The organism is Pseudaquabacterium pictum (genome assembly GCF_005403045.1).
Classification (GTDB): Bacteria; Pseudomonadota; Gammaproteobacteria; order Burkholderiales; family Burkholderiaceae_C; genus Pseudaquabacterium; species Pseudaquabacterium pictum.
Genome location: NZ_BJCL01000032.1, coordinates 1 through 21893, shown reverse-complemented (window position 1 = coordinate 21893; position 21893 = coordinate 1). Strand labels below are relative to the sequence as shown.

The 21893-nt window shown below is 70.3% G+C and carries 18 protein-coding genes and 1 pseudogene; 13 read left to right on the top strand and 6 right to left on the bottom strand.

Annotation, left to right across the window (positions count from 1 at the left end):
• From FFT10_RS28530 to FFT10_RS27060, 7 genes and pseudogenes are all read left to right on the top strand, one after another.
• Window positions 1-519: pseudogene (locus tag FFT10_RS28530) on the top strand (hypothetical protein); the annotation flags it as partial.
• A gap of 108 nt (window positions 520-627) precedes the next feature.
• A complete protein-coding gene (locus FFT10_RS27085; protein WP_137736011.1) occupies window positions 628-1329 on the top strand; it encodes a FadR/GntR family transcriptional regulator in 702 nt (233 codons plus the stop codon).
• 44 nt (window positions 1330-1373) lie between these two features.
• Window positions 1374-2138, top strand: coding sequence for an SDR family oxidoreductase (locus FFT10_RS27080; protein WP_137736010.1), 765 nt, complete (start codon window positions 1374-1376; stop codon window positions 2136-2138).
• Window positions 2139-2163: 25 nt separating this feature from the next.
• Complete coding sequence (locus FFT10_RS27075) at window positions 2164-3030, top strand: fumarylacetoacetate hydrolase family protein (protein WP_137736009.1); 867 nt, start codon at window positions 2164-2166, stop codon at window positions 3028-3030.
• Between the two features lie 108 nt (window positions 3031-3138).
• On the top strand, window positions 3139-3657 hold the full coding sequence (locus FFT10_RS27070) for a hypothetical protein (RefSeq protein WP_137736008.1): 519 nt from the start codon (window positions 3139-3141) through the stop codon (window positions 3655-3657).
• 42 nt (window positions 3658-3699) lie between these two features.
• Complete coding sequence (locus FFT10_RS27065; RefSeq protein WP_137736007.1) at window positions 3700-5241, top strand: UxaA family hydrolase; 1542 nt, start codon at window positions 3700-3702, stop codon at window positions 5239-5241.
• 136 nt (window positions 5242-5377) lie between these two features.
• Window positions 5378-5566 (top strand): hypothetical protein, encoded by a 189-nt coding sequence (locus tag FFT10_RS27060; protein WP_137736006.1) that lies wholly within the window; start codon window positions 5378-5380, stop codon window positions 5564-5566.
• A gap of 12 nt (window positions 5567-5578) precedes the next feature.
• On the opposite strand, the gene FFT10_RS27055 is transcribed toward FFT10_RS27060, so the two are convergent.
• Window positions 5579-5929: a hypothetical protein gene (locus tag FFT10_RS27055; RefSeq protein ID WP_137736005.1), complete on the bottom strand. Its 351-nt coding sequence runs from the start codon at window positions 5927-5929 to the stop codon at window positions 5579-5581.
• A 107-nt stretch (window positions 5930-6036) separates the two neighbouring features.
• Complete coding sequence (locus FFT10_RS27050) at window positions 6037-6756, bottom strand: haloacid dehalogenase type II (RefSeq protein ID WP_137736004.1); 720 nt, start codon at window positions 6754-6756, stop codon at window positions 6037-6039.
• A 121-nt stretch (window positions 6757-6877) separates the two neighbouring features.
• Between FFT10_RS27050 and FFT10_RS27045 the strand changes: the two genes are divergently transcribed.
• Complete coding sequence (locus FFT10_RS27045; RefSeq protein ID WP_137736003.1) at window positions 6878-8149, top strand: acyl-CoA dehydrogenase family protein; 1272 nt, start codon at window positions 6878-6880, stop codon at window positions 8147-8149.
• Between the two features lie 239 nt (window positions 8150-8388).
• On the opposite strand, the gene FFT10_RS27040 is transcribed toward FFT10_RS27045, so the two are convergent.
• Window positions 8389-9192: an SDR family NAD(P)-dependent oxidoreductase gene (locus FFT10_RS27040; RefSeq protein WP_137736002.1), complete on the bottom strand. Its 804-nt coding sequence runs from the start codon at window positions 9190-9192 to the stop codon at window positions 8389-8391.
• Between the two features lie 68 nt (window positions 9193-9260).
• Between FFT10_RS27040 and FFT10_RS27035 the strand changes: the two genes are divergently transcribed.
• Complete coding sequence (locus tag FFT10_RS27035) at window positions 9261-9992, top strand: glutathione S-transferase (RefSeq protein WP_137736001.1); 732 nt, start codon at window positions 9261-9263, stop codon at window positions 9990-9992.
• Between the two features lie 3 nt (window positions 9993-9995).
• Window positions 9996-11147, top strand: a complete 1152-nt coding sequence (locus tag FFT10_RS27030; protein WP_137736000.1) for a DSD1 family PLP-dependent enzyme — start codon at window positions 9996-9998, stop codon at window positions 11145-11147.
• Window positions 11148-11160: 13 nt separating this feature from the next.
• On the opposite strand, the gene FFT10_RS27025 is transcribed toward FFT10_RS27030, so the two are convergent.
• From FFT10_RS27025 to ileS, 3 genes are all read right to left on the bottom strand, one after another.
• On the bottom strand, window positions 11161-12483 hold the full coding sequence (locus FFT10_RS27025; RefSeq protein ID WP_137735999.1) for a hypothetical protein: 1323 nt from the start codon (window positions 12481-12483) through the stop codon (window positions 11161-11163).
• A gap of 67 nt (window positions 12484-12550) precedes the next feature.
• A complete protein-coding gene (locus FFT10_RS27020; protein ID WP_137735998.1) occupies window positions 12551-15850 on the bottom strand; it encodes an acetyl-CoA carboxylase family protein in 3300 nt (1099 codons plus the stop codon).
• Between the two features lie 78 nt (window positions 15851-15928).
• A complete protein-coding gene (gene ileS, locus FFT10_RS27015) occupies window positions 15929-18805 on the bottom strand; it encodes an isoleucine--tRNA ligase (RefSeq protein ID WP_137735997.1) in 2877 nt (958 codons plus the stop codon).
• 341 nt (window positions 18806-19146) lie between these two features.
• Here ileS and FFT10_RS27010 point away from each other — a divergent pair, with 341 nt between their 5' ends.
• The 3 genes from FFT10_RS27010 to FFT10_RS27000 all read left to right on the top strand — a co-directional run.
• Complete coding sequence (locus FFT10_RS27010; protein WP_137735996.1) at window positions 19147-19509, top strand: hypothetical protein; 363 nt, start codon at window positions 19147-19149, stop codon at window positions 19507-19509.
• A 462-nt stretch (window positions 19510-19971) separates the two neighbouring features.
• Window positions 19972-20136 carry a PEP-CTERM sorting domain-containing protein gene (locus FFT10_RS27005; RefSeq protein ID WP_137735995.1) on the top strand — a complete coding sequence of 55 codons (165 nt, stop codon included), beginning with the start codon at window positions 19972-19974 and terminating at the stop codon, window positions 20134-20136.
• 184 nt (window positions 20137-20320) lie between these two features.
• Window positions 20321-21893 (top strand): SdrD B-like domain-containing protein (locus FFT10_RS27000; RefSeq protein ID WP_162520947.1); only part of this gene is annotated, 1573 nt, incomplete at its 3' end.

The window sequence follows — 21893 nt, the reverse complement described above, 5'->3', positions numbered from 1 at the left end:
GTGCCAGCGCCGCAGGCCGAGCCGCCGGCCGCCACGCCGCAAGCCACAGCAGCGGCGGGCAATCCACCAGTCGCAGCGCCCACGGCGACGGCGGCCCCGGCCCCGGCCCCGGCCCCGGCCACCAGCGCCGCACCCGCACCGGCACCCACACCCGCCGCTGCCGGCACCGCCCTGTCGCGCCCATTGCCGGGTTCGGTGGATCTGCTCGGCCGCACCGCGGGTGCGCCCGATGCCGGCGCCCGCATCGGCCATGACGTGGCCACCGCACCATCGCTGCCGGCCAGCGCCGCCCAGCTGGACCTGCGGCTGCGGCGCCCACCCGGCGGGCCGGTGTCGGCGCAGGGCGCGCGCGGCCTGCTGCCGGTGCTGCCGCACCCGCCCGAGCAGCCGTCGAAGCTGGCGCGCGACATCCAGAAGGCCGGCCAGCCCGACTGCCGCGAGGCCTACAACAGCCTGGGCCTGCTGGCGGTGGTGCCCCTGGTGGCCGACGCGGTGCGCGACAAGGGCTGCCGCTGGTAGACCGGCGGCGTGGGCGGCCGGGCCGCGGGTTTCCCCGCGCAGTGCGCCGTGGCCTGCTGCGCCACACTCCAGAAATTGGTCAGACCACTTGGCCAGTTCAACCTGCCCATGCCCTTGCACCCCCTGGCGCCCCGCCGCCTCTACCGCCAAATCGCCGACCAGCTGCGTGGGCTGATCCGCGCCGGTGAATTCCCGGTCGGCAGCCGCCTGCCGGCCGAGCGGGATCTGGCCGTGCAGCTGGGCGTGTCGCGGCCCTCGGTGCGCGAAGCGCTGATCGCGCTGGAGGTCGAAGGCCTGGTGGCCGTGCGCATGGGTTCCGGGGTTGTCGTCATCGCCAGCGACACCGCGCCCAGCGCCACGCCGGTGGATGCGCCGTTCGGCCCGTTCGAGGTCATCCGCGCCCGACAAGTGATCGAGTGCGAGCTGGCGGCCATGGCCGCGCAGGCGGCCGACGCCGCCACCGTCGACGGCCTGCAGCAGGCGCTGGCGCAGATGCGCGCCGATGTCGCCCGCGGCAGCGCGCCGGTGCAGGGCGACCGCCAGTTCCACCTGCGCATCGCCGAGGCGGCCGACAACGGCCCGCTGCTGCGCACCGTGGCCGCGCTGTACGACGAACGCAACACGCCGCTGTTCGAGCAGTTGGGCCAGCACTACGAGACCCTGCCCACCTGGCGCGCCGCGCTGGACGAGCACCAGGCGGTGCTCGATGCCATCGCCGGCCACGACCCCGCCGCCGCCCGGGCAGCGATGCACGCCCACCTGCAGCAGTCGCATGACCGCCTGGCCGGGCTGCTGCCATCCGGCGGCTGATCCCGGCCCCCATTCCCACAGCACCGCACACGAAAGCCGCCACCATGTCGCAACGCCTCCAGGGCAAGACCGCCTTCATCACCGCCGCCGGCCAGGGCATCGGCCGGGCCATCGCCGAGGCCTTCGTGCGCGAAGGCGCCACCGTCATCGCCACCGACATCAATGCCGCGCTGCTGCATGGCGTGGTCGAGGCCACCGGCTGCCGCGCCCAGGTGATGGACGCCACCGATGCCGTGGCCATCCGCGCCGCCGCGGCCCAGGCCGGGCTGGTCGACGTGCTGGTCAATGCCGCCGGTTATGTGCATGCCGGCACGGTGCTCGACTGCACCGAGGCCGACTGGGACTTCGCCTTCAACCTGAATGTGCGCAGCCAGTTCCGCACCATCCAGGCCTTCCTGCCCGGCATGCTGGCGGAGAACGGCGGCCATGGCGGCAGCATCATCAATCTGGCCAGCGTGGCCGGCAGCCTCAAGGGCGCCCCCAACCGCTTCGTCTACGGCAGCACCAAGGCCGCGGTGATCGGCCTGACCAAGGCGGTGGCCGCCGACTTCATCACCCGCGGCGTGCGCTGCAATGCCATCTGCCCCGGCACGGTGGAATCGCCTTCGCTGCGCGACCGCATCGCCGCCCAGGCCCAGGCCAGCGGCCAGACGCTGGCGCAGGTGGAGGCCGCGTTCATCGCCCGCCAGCCGATGGGGCGCCTGGGCCGCACCAGCGAGATCGCCGCCCTGGCCGTGTACCTGGCCAGTGACGAGAGCGCCTTCACCACCGGCACCGCGCAGGTCATCGACGGCGGCTGGAGCAACTGACACCTTTCACACGGAGAACACCACCATGAAACTGCTGCGCCACGGCCCCAAGGGCCACGAGAAGCCCGCGATGCTGGATGCCCAGGGCCAGGTGCGCGACCTGTCGGGCGTGATCGCCGACCTGCGCGCCGACATGCTGACACCCGAAGGGCTGGCGCCGCTGCGCGCCATCGACCCCGCCACCCTGCCGCTGGTGGCCAACCCCGGCCGGATGGCACCGCCCTGGAGCGGCATGGGCAAGTTCATCTGCGTCGGCCTGAACTATGCCGACCACGCCGCCGAATCCGGCATGCCGGTGCCGGCCGAGCCGGTGCTGTTCACCAAGCACACCAGCACCGTGGTCGGCTGCAATGACCCGGTGGTGCTGCCGCAGGGCTCGACCAAGACCGACTGGGAAGTGGAGCTGGGCGTGGTGATCGGCCGCATGGCGCGCTATGTGTCGGAGGCCGATGCGCTGCAGCATGTGGCCGGCTACTGCGTCGTGAACGATGTCTCGGAACGCGAGTACCAGCTCGAGCGCGGCGGCACCTGGGACAAGGGCAAGGGCTGCGACACCTTCGGCCCCATCGGCCCCTGGCTGGTGACCGCCGACGAGGTGCCCGACCCGCAGGACCTGCCGATGTGGCTGGAGGTCAACGGCAAGCGCTTCCAGAACGGCAGCACCAAGACCATGGTCTTCGGCGTTGCGCAACTGGTCAGCTACATCAGCCGCTTCATGACCCTGTATCCGGGGGATCTGATCACCACAGGAACTCCGCCAGGAGTGGGAATGGGTCACAAACCTCAGCCGGTCTTTTTGAAGCCCGGCGATAAAATGACCCTCGGCATCAGCGGCCTGGGACAACAGAACCAGACCGTGCACGCGTGGGATCCGGCCTTGATCGACAACTGATCATCTAACCGGTTTGGTACGCGTCATGGTGCCCACGACAAGATTGCGTCGCTGGGGATGGCCACCGGCGGCTTCATGGGGGGGAAACCCATCGAAGGCCAACAGGTCATGCAGACACGTACCGTCACCATCTACACCGGCTTGCGCATCCGTGTGCCCGAGCACATCCAGCGCATCGACACCCACAGCACGCATGGCTGGCAGATGCGCTACGGCCAGCCCACGCTGTTCTTCAGCGACGGCCAGGGCCCCGGCAACGGGCCGCGGCCGGCGCTCAAGCGGGCGACCGAGGCGCTGCGCCAGCGCATCGCCGAGCTGCCCGCGCCCACCGGCCTGCAGCGTGGCACCAGCCCCAACAAGCAGAACGACCTGCCCGTGGGCATCAGCGGCCCGATCCTGCGCCAGCGGCCGGGCCGCTCGGTGCCCGAGTGCCACTTCTCGGTCAACCTGCCACGCTACGGCGGCCGGCCGCTGCGCCGCAGCGTCTACATCGCCAACCAGAACACCTATTCCCCCGAGCGCTACACCGACGCCCTCAATGCCGCGCTGGACATGCGCCGCAAGGCCGAGGAGCAGTACCAGCTCGACGCCACCGCTGCCAAGCGGCGCGCGGCCGCCAAGCTGTAGGCGGCTGCGGCGCAGCGGCACGGGGGCACCCAGGAGCCCCCGATGACCGACCACGCCGCCCCGCCCAGCATCCGCATCCACCCCGCCGACAACGTCGTCATCGCCCGCAGGCAACTGCTGGGCGGCACGGTGCTGGCCGACGAGGGCGGGCTCACCGTCGCCGGCCTGGTGCCGCCGGGTCACAAGCTGGCCACGGCGGCCATCGCCGCTGGCGAAGTGGTGCGCCGCTACAACCAGGTGATCGGCCATGCCACCCAGGCGATCGCGCCGGGCCAGCATGTGCACAGCCACAACCTGGCCTTCGCCAACGTGGCGCGGGTGCACGAGGTGGGTGCCGGGGCGCTGCCCACCGCCCATGCGCCCGAGCCGGCCACGTTCATGGGCATCGTGCGGCCGGATGGCCGCGTGGCCACGCGCAACTACATCGGCGTGCTGACCAGCGTGAACTGCTCGGCCACCGCGGCGCGGGCGATTGCCGACCATTTCCGCCGCGACATCCGGCCGGAGGCGCTGGCCGACTTTCCCAACGTCGACGGCGTGGTGGCGCTGACCCACGGCATGGGCTGCGCCACCGACAGCGCCGGCGAGGAGCTGCGGGTGCTGCGCCGCACCCTGGGTGGCTACGCCCGCCATGCCAACTTCGCCGCGGTGCTGGTGGTGGGCCTGGGCTGCGAGACCAACCAGATCCAGGGCCTCATCGCCCAGGAAGGGCTGCAGGAAGGCGCCAAGCTGCAGGCCTTCAGCATCCAGGACACCGGCGGCACGGCACGCACCGTGGCCCGCGGCGTCGAGCTGATCCGCGCCATGCTGCCCGAGGCCAACCGGGTGCAGCGGGTGCCGGTGCCGGCCAGCCACCTCATTGTCGGGCTGCAGTGCGGCGGTTCCGATGGCTATTCCGGCATCAGCGCCAACCCGGCGCTCGGCGCGGCGGTCGATCGGCTGGTGCGCCACGGCGGCACCGCCATCCTCAGCGAGACGCCCGAGATCTACGGCGGCGAGCACCTGCTGACCCGCCGCGCCGCCAGCCCGGCCGTGGCGGACAAACTGCTGGCCCGCATCCGCTGGTGGGAGGCCTACACCGCCCGCAACGGCATGACGATGGACAACAACCCCTCGGCCGGCAACAAGGCCGGCGGGCTGACCACCATCCTGGAGAAGAGCCTGGGCGCCATCGCCAAGAGCGGCACCACCCGGCTGGAGGATGTCTATGAGTTCGCCGAGCGCATCACCACCCGCGGCTTCGTCTACATGGATTCACCCGGCTACGACCCGGTCTCGGCCACCGGCCAGGTGGCCAGCGGCGCCAACCTGATCTGCTTCACCACCGGCCGCGGCTCGGCCTACGGTTGCGCGCCGTCGCCCAGCCTGAAACTGGCCACCAACACCGCCCTGTGGCGCAAGCAGCAGGAGGACATGGACATCAACTGCGGCGGCATCGTCGATGGCGACGAGACAGTGGACGAAGCGGGCGAGCGCATCTTCCAGCTGATGCTGGCCACGGCATCCGGCCAGGCCACCAAGAGCGAGCTGCACGGCTACGGGCAGAACGAGTTCGTGCCCTGGCAGCTGGGCGCGGTGATGTAGGCCGGGCCCGGCTCGGGCGCCGTGGCGCGCGGTTGGTCCGCGGGTTCCTGCCGTTCGTCGCAAGCCGCTCGTGTGGCGGGGCAGGAAGGCCGACAGTGCAGGCATTGCACCTCGCCAACCAACCGGAGCCACCACCATGCACGCACTCAAGACCATCGCCCCGATGCAGCAACTGGCGGCATTCGCCATGGCGGCCGTGATCACCCTGGGCATGGTGATGTCGATGGGCGCACTGGCCGACACCCAGCATGCCGACGCCCTGGCCAGCGCCAAGGGCGCTGCCACGCAGCTGTGCGCCGCGCCGCAGCGCAGCGCCCGCGGCTGATGCGCCTGGCGCTCAGCGCGCCGGCAGCACGTAGATGTCGGTGTCGGGCAGCAGGCCGCGCAGCGCCTGGAAGGCGCTGTCGGCCAGCGCCGCGCCACCGCAGTCGGCGCGCACGGCCAACCGCAATTCCACCTCGCCGTCCTGCACGTGCAGGGCGCGCACCAGGCCGCTGGTTTCGGGGGCGCCCAGCAGCGGCGTCAGCGCCTGCAGCAGGCGCGCCAGTGCATCGGCCGGGCCGGTGAGCTCCGGTGCCGCGCAAGCCTCGCCCAGCATCGACCGGCACACCGGCCCGTTGCCGGCGCCGGACAGGCAACCGCCGCAGCCGGCTGCCGGCTCGGCGCTGTGGATGGGAATGGTCTGCATGGCGGAACCCATGCGCGCATCTTGTCAGCCTTGGCTGACGTCCAGTTGACCGCCGTCAACTGGAACCGGCGGGTGTCAAGATACCCCGACAGGCTTGCGCGGGCCGGTCAAGCGCCCAGCTGTCGGGCGAGGTCGACCAGATCGGTGGCGACGATGTCGAACACCGCATCGCCCACCGCCTCCATCGGGCCGCCGGGGCCGTACTCCTCGGGCCGGGGGATGTAGGCGGTCTTGAGGCCCACCTTCTGTGCAGCCACCAGGTCGAACGGATGCGCCGCCACCATCAGCACCTGTTCAGGCGCCAGGCCCAGCAGCCGGGCCGCGCCCAGGTACACCGCCGGGTCGGGCTTGAAGCGGCCGAACAGCTCGGCCGTCAGCACCGCATCCCAGGGCAGGCCGCCATGCTTGGCCATGGCCACCAGCAAGGACAGGTTGCCGTTGGACAGCGTGGTGATCGTCAGCCGCTGCTTCAGCCGGGTGAGACCGTCCACGGTGTCGGGCCAGGGCGCCAGCCGGTGCCACACGGTGTTGAAGTGGGCCCGGTCGGCCTCGCCCAGTGACTGCAGGCCGAACCGCGGCAGCAGGTGGTCCAGCACCTGGCGGTGCAGGGCGTCGATGGTGTCCCAGGCCAGCTCGCCGCGGGCCACCTTGGCCATCGACGCGAAATAGCCTTTGCGCCAGGCATCGGCCAGCGCGGCCCAGTCGGCCTGCAGGCCGGTGCGGGCGCCCAGCGCCTGGCCCTCGGCGATGACGCTGCGGCGCCAGTCGACCACGGTGCCGAAGACATCGAAGGTGAGGGCGCGGACGGAGGTGGCGAGGCTGTGCATGCCGCGGATGATGCCGCAGGGGCGGGCGGTTTTGATCTGGCGCAAGCCCTCGGCAGGACGCCCGGCCCCGCGTCCCGCCAGCGACAAGCCGGGCCCCGGCGGGCGCCGAAGAATCGGTGGCATGGACTTCGCCCACTCCCCCCGATCGCTGGCGCTGCAGGCCCGGCTGCGCCAGTTCATGGCCGATCTGGTGCTGCCTTCACTGCCGGACTGGCACCGCTGGTCGGATGCCGGCATCTACCCCGAGGACCTGGTCGAGAGCCTGAAGGCCCAGGCCCGGGCCCTGGGCCTGTGGAACCTGTTCCTGCCCAGCCTGCGCGACGACCAGCCCGGCACCCGGCTGTCGAACCTGGACTACGCGCCGCTGGCCGAGATCATGGGCCAGGTGCCGTGGTCGGCCGAGGTCTTCAACTGCAACGCACCTGACAGCGGCACGATGGAGCTGCTGCAGATCGCCGCAACGCCCGACCAGGCCCGCCGCTGGCTGGACCCACTGCTGGCCGGCAGCATCCGCAGCTGCTTCGCGATGAGCGAGCCGGACACCGCATCGTCCGACCCCACGCAGCTGACCACCCGCATCCAGCGCGACGGCGACGGTCCGGACGCCGGTTGGGTGCTGAGCGGCCGCAAGTGGTTCATCACCGGTGCCGCGCATCCGCTGTGCAGGCTCGCGGTGGTGATGGGCGTGAGCGAAGACGACAACGCACCCGAACATGCCCGCCACAGCCTGCTGCTGGTGCCGATGGACACGCCCGGCCTCACGGTGGAGCGCAACATCCCGGTGATGGACCACCAGAGCCTGGACGGCCACTGCGAACTGGTCTTCCGCAACGTGCGGGTGCCGGCCGACGCCATGCTTGGCCAGCCGGGCGCTGGCTTCGCGCTGGCCCAGGCGCGGCTGGGCCCTGGGCGGGTGCACCATGCGATGCGCAGCATCGGCCAGTGCGAATTGGCACTGGCGCTGATGTGCGACCGTGCGCTGGAGCGCCGCGCCTTCGGCGGCCGGCTGAGCGACTTTGCCAATGTGCAGGACTGGATCGCCGAGAGCCGGGTCGAGATCGACCAGGCCCGTCTGCTGGTGCTGCATGCCGCGTGGTTGCTGGACCAATCGGGCAGCGCGGCGGCGCGCACCGATGTGTCGGCGATCAAGCTGGTCAGCAGCCGCCTGCAGACCCGGGTGCTGGACCGTGCGATGCAGGTCTTCGGCGCGATGAGCCTGTCGCCCGACACGCCCTTGGCGCGGCTGTGGGCCTGGGGTCGGGCACTGCGCTTCCTGGACGGGCCTGACGAGGTGCATCTGCGCACCGTGGCACGCGCCGAGTTGAAGCACGCCAAGGGCCGCCGCGGTGCCCATGCTGCCCACCTGCGGCGCTGGATGCCTGTCGCTGGTTGAGCTTCGCGTTTGGGCTCGTAGCGGTCTTAGGGTTCTGCGCGATCGCGCCGGGCCGGGAGGGCCTGCTTTGCTCCATGTCCCCCGTCCTACACGCCGCAAGCGGCGAATAGGACTCCTCCTTCACCTCCGCAAAGCAGGCCCTCCCGGCCCGTCGCTCAGGCACGACCGAGGCCTTCACCCTCGCGCTGAAGATGGCGAACCGGCAAGTTCCGCTTCGAGCCCTAATCGGACAGCCTGTTTCAGTAGTGGATCGCCTTCGGCGCACCGCCACCCACACACACCGCATCGCCGTTGATGGCGCGGGACTTGGGGGAACAGAGGAAGGCCACGACCCAGGCCACCTCGGTGGCGTCCACCAGGTGCTGGATGGAGTTGCCGGCGGCCATCTGCGCTTCCAGCGCGGCCGGGTCCACGCCCTGGGCGGCGGCGCGGGCGGCCACCAGCGGGGCAGTGCGCTCGGTTCGGGTGATGCCGGGGTGCACCACCGTCACCTGGATGCCCACCGGGCCCAGCTCGTCGGCCATGTTCTTGGCCAGCGCGGCCACGGCCACGTTGCGGATGCTGCCCACGGTGTTGCCGGTCTGGCGTGCCGCCAGGCCGCTGACGTGCACGATGCGGCCCCAGCTGGCCGCCCGCATGCCCGGCACCACCGCCTGGCTGCAGCGGATGTAGCCCATCACCTTGGTGTCGAGCTCGCCCTGGAAGAAGGCGCCGGTGATCTCGCCCAGCTTGGGCGGGCCGGCATAGCCGGCCGGCTCGGCGGCGGCATTCACCAGGATGTCGATCGATCCGCCCAGGCCCGCCATGGCCTGTGCCACCGCCGCCTGCACCGCGGCATCGTCGCGGGTGTCGGCCACCACGCCCAGCACGCTGCGGCCGGTCTCGGCCGCCAGCTCGGCGGCGGCCGCCTGCAGCGTGGCGGCATCGCGCGCCAGCAGCGCCACGCTGGCACCCTCTTGCGCCAGCACCCGGGCGATGGCCTTGCCGATGCCCCGGCTGCCGCCGGTGACCAACGCCCGCTTGCCGCTCAGTTCGAGATCCATGGGATGCCTCTTCGGTGGTGATGGGGCCCGCAGCTTACGCGGCGTCCCTGGGCGCTACAGTCGCCCGCATGACCTATGAACTGCACTACTGGCCCACCATCCAGGGCCGCGGCGAATTTGTGCGCCTGGCACTCGAAGCCGCCGGTGCGGCGTATGTCGACGTGGCGCGCGGCGACGACGCCGCCGGCCAGGGCCTGCCTGCGATGCAGAAGCTCCTGCTTGACCGCCAGCAACCCCATCCGCCGTTCGCGCCACCGTTCCTGAAGGACGGCGTGCTGCTGATCGGCCAGACTGCCACCATCCTGCAGCACCTGGGCCCCACGCTGAAGCTGGTGGGCCGCAGTGACGCGGCGCGGGTGTGGACCCAGCAGATCCAGCTGACCATCGCCGACATGGTGACCGAGGCGCATGACACCCACCACCCCATCGCCAGCAGCCTGTACTACGAAGACCAGCAGCCCGAGGCGCTGCGCCGCGCAGCCGTCTTCTGTCGCGAGCGGCTCCCCAAGTACCTGCGCTGGTTCGAGGCCATCATCGCCCGCAACCCGGCCGGCACCCGGCACCTGGTGGGCGGCAAGCTGAGCTATGCCGACCTGTCGCTGTTCCAGCTGGTCGAGGGCCTGCGCTACGCCTTTCCGCGCGCCACGCAGGCGGTGCTGGCAGGCACGCCCGGCGTGCTGGCGCTGCATGCGCGGGTGGCGGCCTTGCCGAAGCTGAAGGCCTACCTCGCCAGCCCGCGGCGCCTGCCGTTCAACCAGCAAGGCATCTTCCGCCAGTACCCCGAACTGGACATCGTCTAGACCATGGCCGATCTGCCCACGCTGCCCCCAGCCGCCCGCCCGGGCGATGCGCTCACCGCCATCGACACGCCCGCCCTGGTGCTGGACCTGGATGCCTTCGAGCGCAACCTGGATGCGATGCAGGCCGCTGCCACGGCGGCTGGCGTGGCGCTGCGTCCGCATGCCAAGGCGCACAAGACACCCGCCATTGCGCTGGCCCAGGTGCAGCGCGGCGCGGTGGGCATCTGCTGCCAGAAGGTGAGCGAGGCGCTGCCCTTCCTGCAGGCCGGCATCACCGACATCCACATCAGCAACCAGACCGTGGGCCCGGCCAAGGCCACGCTGCTGGCCCGCATGGCGCGGCACGGCCGCTTCAGCGTTTGCGTCGACCATGCGCAGCAGGTGGCCGATCTGGCCGCTGCCACCGCTGCCGAGGGCAGCACGCTGCGGATCTTCATCGAGATCGACATCGGCCAGGGCCGCTGCGGCGTGGCCGATGCGCCGGCGGTGCTGCGCCTGCTGGAGGCGCTGGCGCCGCACCCGCAGCTGCACTTTGCCGGCCTGCAGGCCTACCAGGGCGGCGTGCAGCATGTGCGCGGCCATGCCCAGCGGCGCGATGCCGCGGCGCGGGCCGCCGAGCGCACTGCCGCGGTGGTGGCGGCCTTGGCGGCAGCCGGCGTGGCCTGCCCGGTGGTGACCGGCGGCGGCAGTGGCAGTGTCGAGTTCGACCTGGCCAGCGGCGTCTACACCGAGCTGCAGCCCGGCAGCCATGTCTTCATGGACGGCGACTACGGCCGCAACGAGGCCGGCACCGCGCTGCGCTTCGAGCACAGCCTGTTCATCGCCAGCACGGTGATGAGCGTGGGCGGCGGCGGCCGCTGCATCCTGGATGCGGGCCTGAAATCGCTGGCGGTGGATTCCGGCCTGCCGGCGGTGTGGCAGGACGGCGCGCCCAGCACCACGCTGGCCTACACCGCCGCCAATGACGAACACGGCATCGTGCGCCTGGCCGACGGCGCTGCCGCCGGTGCCACGCTGCCACCGCTGGGCAGCCAGCTGCTGCTGGTGCCGGGCCATTGCGACCCCACGCTGAACCTGCATGACCAGCTGGTGGTGGTGCGCGGCGGCGTGGTGCAGGCGCTGTGGCCTGTGGCTGCGCGCGGCCTCAGCCGCTGAGTTGCCGCGCGGCTCAGCGCACCGGTGCCAGCAAGGGCAGCCGGTCCAGCCGCGTCTCGATGTCGCGCAGCATGGCCTGGTAGGCCGGCGCGCCCACGCCGCCGAAGCGGCGCTGGAACTCGTCGGCCGACATGAACTCCGGCAGGTCGCCCACATCGGGCAGCAGGTCGGCCTCGGTCAGGCCCTGGGCCATGCGGGCCTGGAAGCCCAGCGGGTCATGCCGGGCGCGCAGGCCCAGCCGGGTGCCGGCGCGGTCGGCCGCGATGTCGCGGAAGCTGAAGCCGCTGCCATGGCGGGCGTCAGCCACTTCCTTGTACAGGCCGATGGCATCGGCCAGCGGGCCGCCTCCCTCGGCCGCCAGCGCGGCCGAGATCAGCAGGTGCTGCGGAAAATCGGGCCGGCCCTGCAGCAGCAGGTCGGTCGGGCGGCCGCGGGGCCGGGCCACCGGCGTGGTCGGCGTGCCCAGCCAGGGTTGCAGGCGCTGGCCGCTGGCCAGGAAGGCCAGCGCCACCAGCGCCGCCCGGTTCTCCAGTGCGGCGGTGGCGGCATCCGGGCTGTGGCGGGCCGCCAGCTGGAACATCGATGCCAGCAGCGGCGTGACCGGCAGGCCCTGGCGCGGCACGGGCCGGCCGGCTTGCGGTTGCAGCTGGTTGGCCAGGTGCTCGGCATGCCGGCGCAGCCGGGTCTGGATGTCGGGTGTCAGCAGCGATGCGGTCAGCACCTGCTCGGCGTTGTCGGGCCAGGCGTAGGCCAGCACCAGCGTCTGCGCCCGGAAGCCGACGCGGCTGACCATCTTCTGTGCCAGCTCGCCCTGCGTGCGCAGGTTCAGCGTCTCCAGCAGGCGTGGCAACGCGGCCTGGGCCAGCCAGCCCGGCAGCGGCAGCCGGCCGATGCGCAGGGCCTGCACCGTGGGCAGGCCGTCGGTCTCGCGCAGCACCGCGCGCAGGTTCAGCCACAGGCCCCCGGGCCAGGCCGCCAGTGGCAGGCTGGCCTCCACCACCGCCAGGCCGGGCTGCAGCCGCACGCGGCCGCGGGCCGTCTGCGCTGCGCCACCGAGGCGCTGGCCCACTTGCTGGAGCAGCAGCTCCAGATCCCGTTGCGACAGCACCACCGCCCGCATGATGCCGGGCAGGGCGCGGCGCGGATCGTTCTGCCGCAGCAGGTCGCGCGCCCGCGCCACGTCGTCCAGCGACACCGCCGTGCGTGGTGCATCCACCCGCGGCGCACGCTCGATGGCCAGCCACAGGCCGACCACCAGCGTGCCCGCCACCAGCAACAGCAGCGTCAGCAGGGCCAGGGGCCAGACGCGGCGCTTGGAGCGGATCGGCAAGGGCATCACCCGAGTCTGCCACCCCGGTGGTGGCCCGATCGGTGGTGATGCCGAGGCCGGGCGGCCGCTCAGCTCACCACACGTCGACGAAGCGTGTCGGCGCCAGCGCGGCACCGCTGCCGCGCACGGCCGCCGTGCTGTCCAGCCCGCGCACCAGCCAGGCGCGGGTGTCGGCGGGGTCAATCACCGCATCGATCTCCAGCGTGGTGGCCATGTTGATGGCCGAGCCGTTCTCGTACTGCCGGGCCACCAGCTTCTGGTACAGCGCCTCGCGCTCCGGCCCGGCGGCGGCGGCTTCCAGCTCCTTGCGGTAGCCCAGCTTGACCGCGCCTTCCAGCCCCATGCCACCGAATTCACCGGTCGGCCAGGAGACGGTGAACACCGGCGCGTCGAAGCCGCCCACTGCCATCGCCTGCGCGCCCAGGCCGTAGCCCTTGCGGATGACGACGCAGAACACCGGCACCTGCAGGTGCGCCGCGGTGACGAACAGCCGGCAGGCATGGCGCACCTGGGCCTGGCGCTCGACCTCGGGGCCGACCATGAAGCCCGGCGTGTCGCACAGGCCCAGCAGCGGGATGCCATGCGCATTGCACAGCTGCATGAAGCGCGCGCCCTTGTCGGCGGCGTCGGGGTCGATGGCGCCGCCCAGGTGGTGCGGGTTGTTGGCGAAGATGCCCACCGGCCGGCCTTCGATGCGGGCCAGCGCCGTCACCATGCCATGGCCCCAGCCGCGGCGCAGTTCCAGCACGCTGCCGGTGTCGGCCAGCGCGGTGATGACGGCGCGCATGTCGTAGACGCGCAGGCGGTTCTCGGGCACCAGGTGGCGCAGCGCGCGCGGGTCGGCTGCCTGCCAGTCGGTGGTGCGGCCCTGGAAATAGCCCAGGTACTGCTTGGTGGCGGCCACGGCGGCCGCTTCGTCGTCGACCAGCACATCCACCACGCCGTTGGCATGCAGCTCGGCCGCAGGGCCGATCTCCTCGGGCCGGAACACGCCCAGCCCGCCGCCTTCGATCATGGCCGGCCCGCCCATGCCGATGTTGGCGCTGCGGGTGCTAATGATCACGTCGGCACAGCCCAGCAGCGCGGCATTGCCGGCGAAGCAGCGGCCATGCACCACGCCCACCACCGGCACATGGCCGGAGAGCGCGGCGAACTGGCTGAAGGTGTGGTTGTCCAGCCCGGCCACGATGGGCATGTCCACATCGCCCGGCCGGCCGCCGCCGCCTTCGGCGAACAGCACCATCGGCAGCCGCCACTGGTGCGTCACGCCCAGCAGCCGGTCCTTCTTCTTGTGGTTGCGCCAGCCCTGGGTGCCGGCCAGCACGGTGTAGTCGTAGGCCATCACCGCGGTGCGGCTGCGCTCGGGGCCGAAGTGCGCGGCGTTCACCGTGCCGATGCCCGTCACCATGCCGTCGGCCGGCGTGTTGCGGACCAGGTCGTCGAGCGTGCGGCGGCGGGTCTGCGCGGCGATGGCGTAGCCGCCGTACTCGCTGAAGCTGCCGGGGTCCAGCAGATCGGCGACGTTCTCGCGCGCGGTGCGGCCGCCCTGGGCATGGCGCTTGGCCACCGCGTCGGGGCGGGCGGCGTCCTGCAGCAGGGCGTCGCGGTCACGCACCCGCTGCAGGTCGGCGCGGATGTGGTCGGGGCCGTGGGCCTGGGCATCGGCTGCAGCGGCCTCGGCCTGGTCGACCGGCGCCAGCAGCATCAGCAGCTGGCCTTCGGCGACGAAGTCACCGGCAGCCACGCACAGCTGCAGCACCTGGCCGGCACCAGGGGCGCTGATGCCGTGCTGCATCTTCATCGCCTCCAGCACCAGGGCCTCGCTGCCGGCGGCCAGGGTCTGGCCCGGCGTGGCGTTGAACTGCACCAGGCGGCCGGCCATCGGCGCGCGCAGGCCGATCTGGCCGTCGGGCACCGTGGCTTCGGCTGGGGTGGTTGTCGCGTTGGCCGCCGCAGCATGTGGCGCCGCATCGGTGTGGGCGGCCAGCTGGCCCTGCAGCTGTGGCCAGGCGGCTTCCAGCCAGCGGGTGTGGATGCGGTGGTGGGCCACGTCGTCATGGGCCGCCAGCGCGCGCAGCAGCGGCAGGTTGGTGGCCAGGCCCTCCAGCCGGCATTCCGCCAGCGCCCGCTGGGAGCGCCTCAGCGCCTGGGCGTAGCTGCCAGCGTGGTGGACGATCAACTTGGCCAGCAGGCTGTCGTGGTGCGGCGACGGCGCCAGGCCGTTGAAGGCATGGGTGTCGACCCGCACGCCCGGGCCCTGGGCCAGGTCACAGCGGGTCAGGCACCCCGATGACGGCCGTGCCTGGCCGGCAGCGTCCAGCGTCTCGGCATTGATGCGCCACTGGATGGCCACGCCGTGCGCAGCGGGCGGGTGCGCCGGGTCCAGGCCCAGCTGAGCCAGCGTCTGCCCGGCGGCCACGGCGATCTGCGCAGCCACCAGGTCCACGCCGGTGACCGCCTCGGTGACGGTGTGCTCCACCTGCAGCCGCGGGTTGGCCTCGATGAAAACCACCGGCAGGTCGGGCGACTGGTCGTCCACCAGGAACTCGAAGGTGCCCAGCCCGCGGTAGCTGCTGGCCTGGGCCAGGCGCAGCGCGGCGCTGACTAGCTGGTCGCGCAGGGCGGGGTGCAGGCCGGGGCTGGGGGCGATTTCCACCAGCTTCTGGAAGCGGCGCTGCAGCGTGCATTCGCGTTCGCCCAAGGCCATCACCTGGCGGCCATCGCCCAGCACCTGCACCTCCAGGTGTCGGGCATGGGGGATCAGCCGCTCGGCATAGACCGCGCCCACGCCGAAGGCGGCCAGCGCTTCGGCGCTGCAGCGGGCGTAGGCCTCAGGCAGATCGGCCGGATCGGTGACTGCACGCATGCCGCGCCCGCCACCGCCGGCCACGGCCTTGAGCATCACGCCGCAGGCTGGGTTGCGGCTGCGCTGGTCGGCGAAGAACGCCTGCACCTCGGCCAGCGAGGCGGCGCCCGTGCCCGGCAGCAGCGGCACGCCGTGCTCGGCGGCCAGCGCACGGGCGCTGGCCTTGTCGCCGAACAGCGCCAGCTGCGCCGGCGTGGGGCCGATGAACACCAGCCCGGCGTCGGCGCAGGCCTGGGCGAAATCGGCCCGCTCGCTCAAGAAGCCGTAGCCCGGATGCACTGCGTCGCAGCCGGTGGCGCGGGCCGCGGCGATCAGCGCGGCGATGTCGAGGTAGGCGGCGGGCCCGGTGGCCGCCAGCGCCACGGCCCGGTCGGCCAGCCGGGTGTGCAGCGCACCGGCATCGTCCTGGGAGAACACCGCCACGGTGGCGATGCCGAGGTCTTGCGCGGCGCGCAGGATGCGCACCGCCACTTCGCCGCGGTTGGCGATCAGGAGTCGTTGGAACATGGTGCGGGCCATCCTACGGACGGCCCGCAGCGGCCAGCGTCACCTTGGTGATGATGCCGACCGCCGGGCATTGCGGCCTCAGGCGATGTGCCGCACCTCGCCCTCGCCATGCAGGTTGCTGACGCAGCGGCCGCAGATGGTGGGGTGGGCCGGGTCGCTGCCGACGTCGTCGCGGTAGTGCCAGCAGCGCTCGCACTTGGGCGCGGTGGCGGCGGTCACGTCCACCGCCAGGGCCGAGCCGTCGGCACCCGCCTGCAGCGTGACGGCCGAGGTGATGAAGACGAACTTCAGGTCGTCGCCCAGGCTGGCCAGCAGCGCATGGGTCTCGGGCGGCGCGGTCACTGTCACATTGGCCTGCAGCGAGGCGCCCACGCCGCCGGCGCTGCGCAGGTCCTCGATCGCCTTGTTGACCGCCTCGCGCACCTGGCGGATGGCCGCCCACTTGGCCAGCAGCGCCGCGTCGGGCGTGGCCAGCGGCCAGTAGGTCTGCTTGAAGATCGAGCCGCGGCCGGGGGCGAACACGGCCCAGGCTTCCTCGGCGGTGAAGCTGAGGAACGGCGCCATCCAGCGCAGCATGGCCTGGGTGATGTGCCACAGCGCCGTCTGCGCGCTGCGCCGCGCCAGGCTCTTGGGCGCGGTGGTGTAGAGCCGGTCCTTCAGCACATCGAGGTAGAACGCGCCCAAGTCTTCGCTGCAGTAGACCTGCAATTTGGCCACCACCGGGTGGAACTCATAGACCTGGAAGTGCGCCAGGATCTCGTCCTGCAGTTCGCTGGCGCGGGCCAGGGCGAAGCGGTCCACCTCCAGCAGCTCATCGGGCCCCACGCTGTCGGCGGCCACGTCGAAATCGCTGACGTTGGCCAGCAGGAAGCGCAGCGTGTTGCGGATGCGGCGGTAGCCGTCCACCACCCGGGCCAGGATCTTGTCGTCCCCGGCGATGTCGCCGGAATAATCGCTGGCGGCCACCCACAGGCGGATGATCTCTGCGCCCAGCTTCTGGTTGATCACCTGCGGCTCGATGCCGTTGTTCAGGCTCTTGCTCATCTTGCGGCCCTGGCTGTCCACGGTGAAGCCGTGGGTCAGCAGGCCGCGGTAGGGCGCCTGGCCGTGGATGGCGCAGCTCAGCAGCAGGCTGCTGTGGAACCAGCCGCGGTGTTGGTCATGGCCTTCCAGGTACAGGTCGGCCTCGGGGCCGCTGTCGTGGTGGCCCAGGCTGCCGTGGTTGTTGGCGTGGGTGCCGCGCAGCACGTGCATGAAGGTGCTGCCCGAATCGAACCACACCTCCAGGATGTCGCTGCTCTTGGTGTAGTGCGGCGCGTCGTCGGCACCCAGGATCTGCTCGGCCGTCACCCGGCTCCAGGCCTCGATGCCGCCCTGCTCGACAATGTCTGCCGCCTGGTCCAGGATCTCCATGGTGCGCGGGTGCAGCTCGCCCGAATCCTTGTGCAGGAAGAACGGCACCGGCACGCCCCAGCTGCGCTGGCGGCTGATGCACCAGTCGGGCCGGTTGGCGATCATGTCGCGCAGCCGCGCCTGGCCGTTCTGCGGATAGAAGCCGGTCTGCTCGATGGCGGCCAGCGCCATCTGCCGCAGGGTCTGCGGCGCCTTGTCCTTGGTGAACACGCCCTCGCCCTCGTCCATGCGCACGAACCACTGTGCCGCGGCGCGGTAGATCACCGGCGTCTTGTGGCGCCAGCAGTGCGGGTAGCTGTGGGTGATGGTCTGCGTGGCCAGCAGGCGCCCGGCATCGCGCAGGGTGTCGATGATGGTCGGCACCGCCTTCCAGATGTTCAGGCCACCGAACAGCGGGAAATCCGGCGCATAGCTGCCGTTGCCCTGCACCGGGTTCAGGATGTCGTCGATCTTCATGCCGTGCGACACGCAGCTGTTGAAGTCGTCCAGGCCGTAGGCCGGCGAGCTGTGGACCAGGCCGGTGCCGTCGTCGGCGGTGGCGTAGTCGGCCAGGTAGACCGGGCTCAGCCGGTCGTAGCCCGGGTGCACCGCCGCCAGCGGATGACGGAAGTTCAGCCCGCCCAGCTGCTTGCCCAGCGTGGTGGTCAGCACCGTGCCGGCGATGCCGTAGCGCTGCAGGCAGGCCTCCACGAGGCTGGCCGCAAGGATCAGCAGGCCGCGCTCGGTGTCGACCAGGGCGTAATCCAGCTCGGGGTTCAGGTTCAGCGCCTGGTTGGCAGGGATGGTCCAGGCGGTGGTGGTCCAGATCACCGCGTAGGCGGGTTTGGCCAGGGTTTCCAGGCCGAAGGCGGCGGCCAGCTTGGCGGGCTCGGCACATTCGAATGCCACGTCCAGCGTCTGGCTCTTCTTGTCGGCATATTCGATTTCGAATTCCGCCAGCGAGCTGCCGCAGTCAAAACACCAGTACACAGGTTTCAGGCCGCGGTAGACAAACCCGCGCTCGATCACCCGCTTGAAAGCGCGGATCTCGCCGGCCTCGTTGGCGAAATCCATCGTGCGGTAAGGCCGGCCCCAATCACCCAGCACGCCCAGGCGCTGGAAATCGGCCTTCTGCAGCGCGATCTGTTCGGTGGCATAGGCGCGGCTCTTGGCCTGCATCTCGTCGCGGCCGAGATTGCGGCCGTGCTTCTTCTCGATCGCGTTCTCGATCGGCAGGCCGTGGCAATCCCAGCCGGGCACATATTGAGCGTCGAATCCGGCGAGCTGCCGTGCCTTCACGATCATGTCCTTCAACACCTTGTTGACGGCATGGCCCATGTGGATCTGGCCGTTGGCGTAGGGCGGGCCGTCATGCAGGATGAACAGTGGCGCGCCGGCGCGGCTTTCGCGCAACTGGCGGTACAGGCCATCGTCGTCCCACTGCTTGACCCAGCCCGGCTCGCGCTTGGGCAGATCGCCCCGCATCGGGAAGGGGGTGTCGGGCAGGTTCAAGGTGGCGCGGTAGTCGGTGGCGCCGTTGGCGGGGGTCTTGGAATCGGTCATGGGGTCGGCTCGCGCGGGGGGTGCACGTCGGTCGGCACGGTGGGGTCGGGCGCCATGGCGCCCGGCGGGCAGGCCAGGGCAGGCCCTGGCCGGGGACGCTCAGACGGGCGAGCGCGAAATTCGGTCGCGGGTGGTCTGCCGCCGGGTGGCGGCGGCCCAGCAGGTGGGGCAGGAGACATGGCCGGGAACCGGCACGGGCAGCGACATGCGCCGATTCTAGAAGGCGCAGACCGGCCGGCATCACCGGCGGGCCGCGGCATCGGCCTGTTTGGACGATTTGTGGTCTGCCAGCCGCGCTTTTGCGCGCATGGCGGCTGGTCCGTCCGGCCTAGAGTCGCGCCATGCCATACGTTCGTCGTGATGCCCAGGGATCCCTGCTTAGCCTGCACCGCCAGGCCGAGGGCGGTGCCACCGAGTGGCTGGCCGACAACGATGCGCAGGTGCTGGCCTTCATGGCGCAGCAGCACACCGACGGCTTCCAGCAACTGGACGCCGATTTCATCCGCGTGCTGGAAGACCTGATCGACGTGCTGGTGGACAAGCATGTGATCAACATGACCGACCTGCCGCCGGCCGCCCGCGACAAGCTGGCAGCGCGGCGGGATCACCGGCGGCCGACGGCATTGGCCGAATTGAACCTGCTCGGTGACGCGCCAGGCGTCGTCGATACCGGCACGTTGCGGGCTTTCACCCCGTTCGCCTGACGCTGCGCGGCCGCCCGGCCGCGCCCAGGTTTTGCGCTGGGCTGTGATCAATGCCGCACCGGCCATTGGTGGCCGATGGCGCGCCTTGTTCTGTTTCATGGACACTGATCTGCCCTGACAGTTTTGTCAGATCGGGAGGCCGTGCGGACTTCTCGATTGCGCTTAATTTTTGTCAAGTGCAGCTCAAGATGTTGCATATGTCGCGATCTTGCGGCCTTCTTTGTGGGTGTGCGGGTTGCGCCCGAGTGCGACTCGATCCAGAGGCCCCTACGCGCTACCGTCGAGTTTCTTTACACACGGAAGCGCGGCTGCACAAGGTGGCAACGCAAGTGCTTGATCTGTAAGCGAGTGTCACGGGTGGCATGTGAATTGCTAAAACTGACTGTTCACGCGAATGTGTGAGCTGCCGGTGATCCGTTCAGCGGCGTTGTCAGCTTTCCCCAAATCCAGATAGGAGTTCTTATGAAGTCGAGCATCAAGTTCATGACCGCTGTGGCTGCTGTTTTTGCTGGCACCACCGGCGCTGCATTGGCCAACTTCTCCGTCGTGCCTGAGCCCGGTTCGCTGGCGCTGGTCGGCATCGCTGTCGCCGGTCTGGTGCTGGTGGCGCGCAAGGGCAAGAAGTAATCGTTTGATCGTCGGCAGGGCGCGGATTTGAATCCGCCTCCGCCGACCTGACCACGCCAGGTGGTTGGATGCTGGCTCGGATCTGGGTTTGGCTGCCAGCAGCAGGTTTTGTTCTCGAAGTCGTGGTCCGGGTGTCGCCTGTGCGTGCTCGGGTATCACTTGAATATATTGAGGCAGGTATCGTATGAGCACTTTCACCATTCGAGTTTCGTCTTCGGTGACCAACAGCGCAGGCACGGCCTTTGGCCAGCAGCCAGACCTGGGCGCGCCGAGCTATTTCGACATGGTGGTGTCCAACAGTACCGACCCGAATTTGCCCAACGGCGTCTACGATGCCTACTGCCTGAACCCGACGACAGCGATTTCGCTGACCCAGAACTACACGGCTGAAAATTATGCCGGGAACACCACCGATTCCTATGTCCCGATCGGCTTTTCTTCGCTGAGCCAGGCGCAGGTCGATCAGATCAACTGGGTGCTCGCGCAAAACTTCACTTCGGATGCCAAGTACGACCGTCAATACATTGATGGCGAAGTGCAGGTCGCAATTTGGAAAATTCTTGGCTTCTCGGACTCGGTGATCTTTGGAAGTACGAACATCCGGCAGCTGAACGAGAACAACCGGGAGACATTCGATCTCGCGGATGCCAACCGGATCGTCACTTCCGCCCAGAATGCCGTGGCCAGTGGCAACGGCGTGCTGCCGACGGATGCGTTCTTCACCACGATCATTGATCCGGCCGGCAACGTTCAGCCGCTGATCGTTCAATTGCAGAACGCCAAGCTCGGCAACTTTGTCTGGGAAGACATCGACCGTGACGGTGTGCAGGACGCCAGCGAGTCTGGCGTGGACCGGGTCGTCGTGGAACTCTATGACGGTAGCGGCAACTTCATCACCAGCACCATCACGGGCGATGACTACAGCACGGCTGCCGTCGAGAAGGGCTACTACCAGTTCGCGGGTTTGAAGGCGGGCAGCTACCAGGTCAAGTTCGTTGCGCCGACCTACGACTTCACTGTGCAGGACAGCAGTGCTGCCGATGCCACCGATGCCAACGACAGCGATGCCAACGCGCTGACGGGGCTGAGCCAGGTGGTCACGCTGGCCGCTGGAGAATCCAATCAGACCATCGACGCCGGTCTCGTGACTCCGCTCCCGCGTCCAGCTTCCATCAGCGGCTACGTGTACGAAGACGCGGGCAACGACGGCGTGCGCAACAGCGAGGCGCCGATTGCCGGGGTCGAGGTCAAGCTGACGGGCACCGACGACCTGGGCAACCCGGTCACGGCCACCGCCACGACCGACGCGAACGGTTTCTACCAGTTCACCAACCTGCGCCCGGGCACCTACAACGTGGCCGAGACGCAACCCGCTGGCTACCTGGACGGCAAGGACACCATCGGCACGACCGGCGGCACCGCTGGCAACGACCTGCTGAGCGGCATCACGCTGGTCGCCGGTGCGAACAGCGTTGAGAACAACTTCGGTGAACTGCCGCCGGCCGCGCTCAGCGGCTACGTGTACGAAGACGCGGGCAACGACGGCGTGCGCAACAGCGAGGCGCCGATTGCCGGAGTCGAGGTCAAGCTGACGGGCACCGACGACCTGGGCAACCCGGTCACGGCCACTGCCACGACCGACGCGAACGGTTTCTACCAGTTCACCAACCTGCGCCCGGGCACCTACAACGTGGCCGAGACGCAACCCGCTGGCTACCTGGACGGCAAGGACACCATCGGCACGACCGGTGGCACCG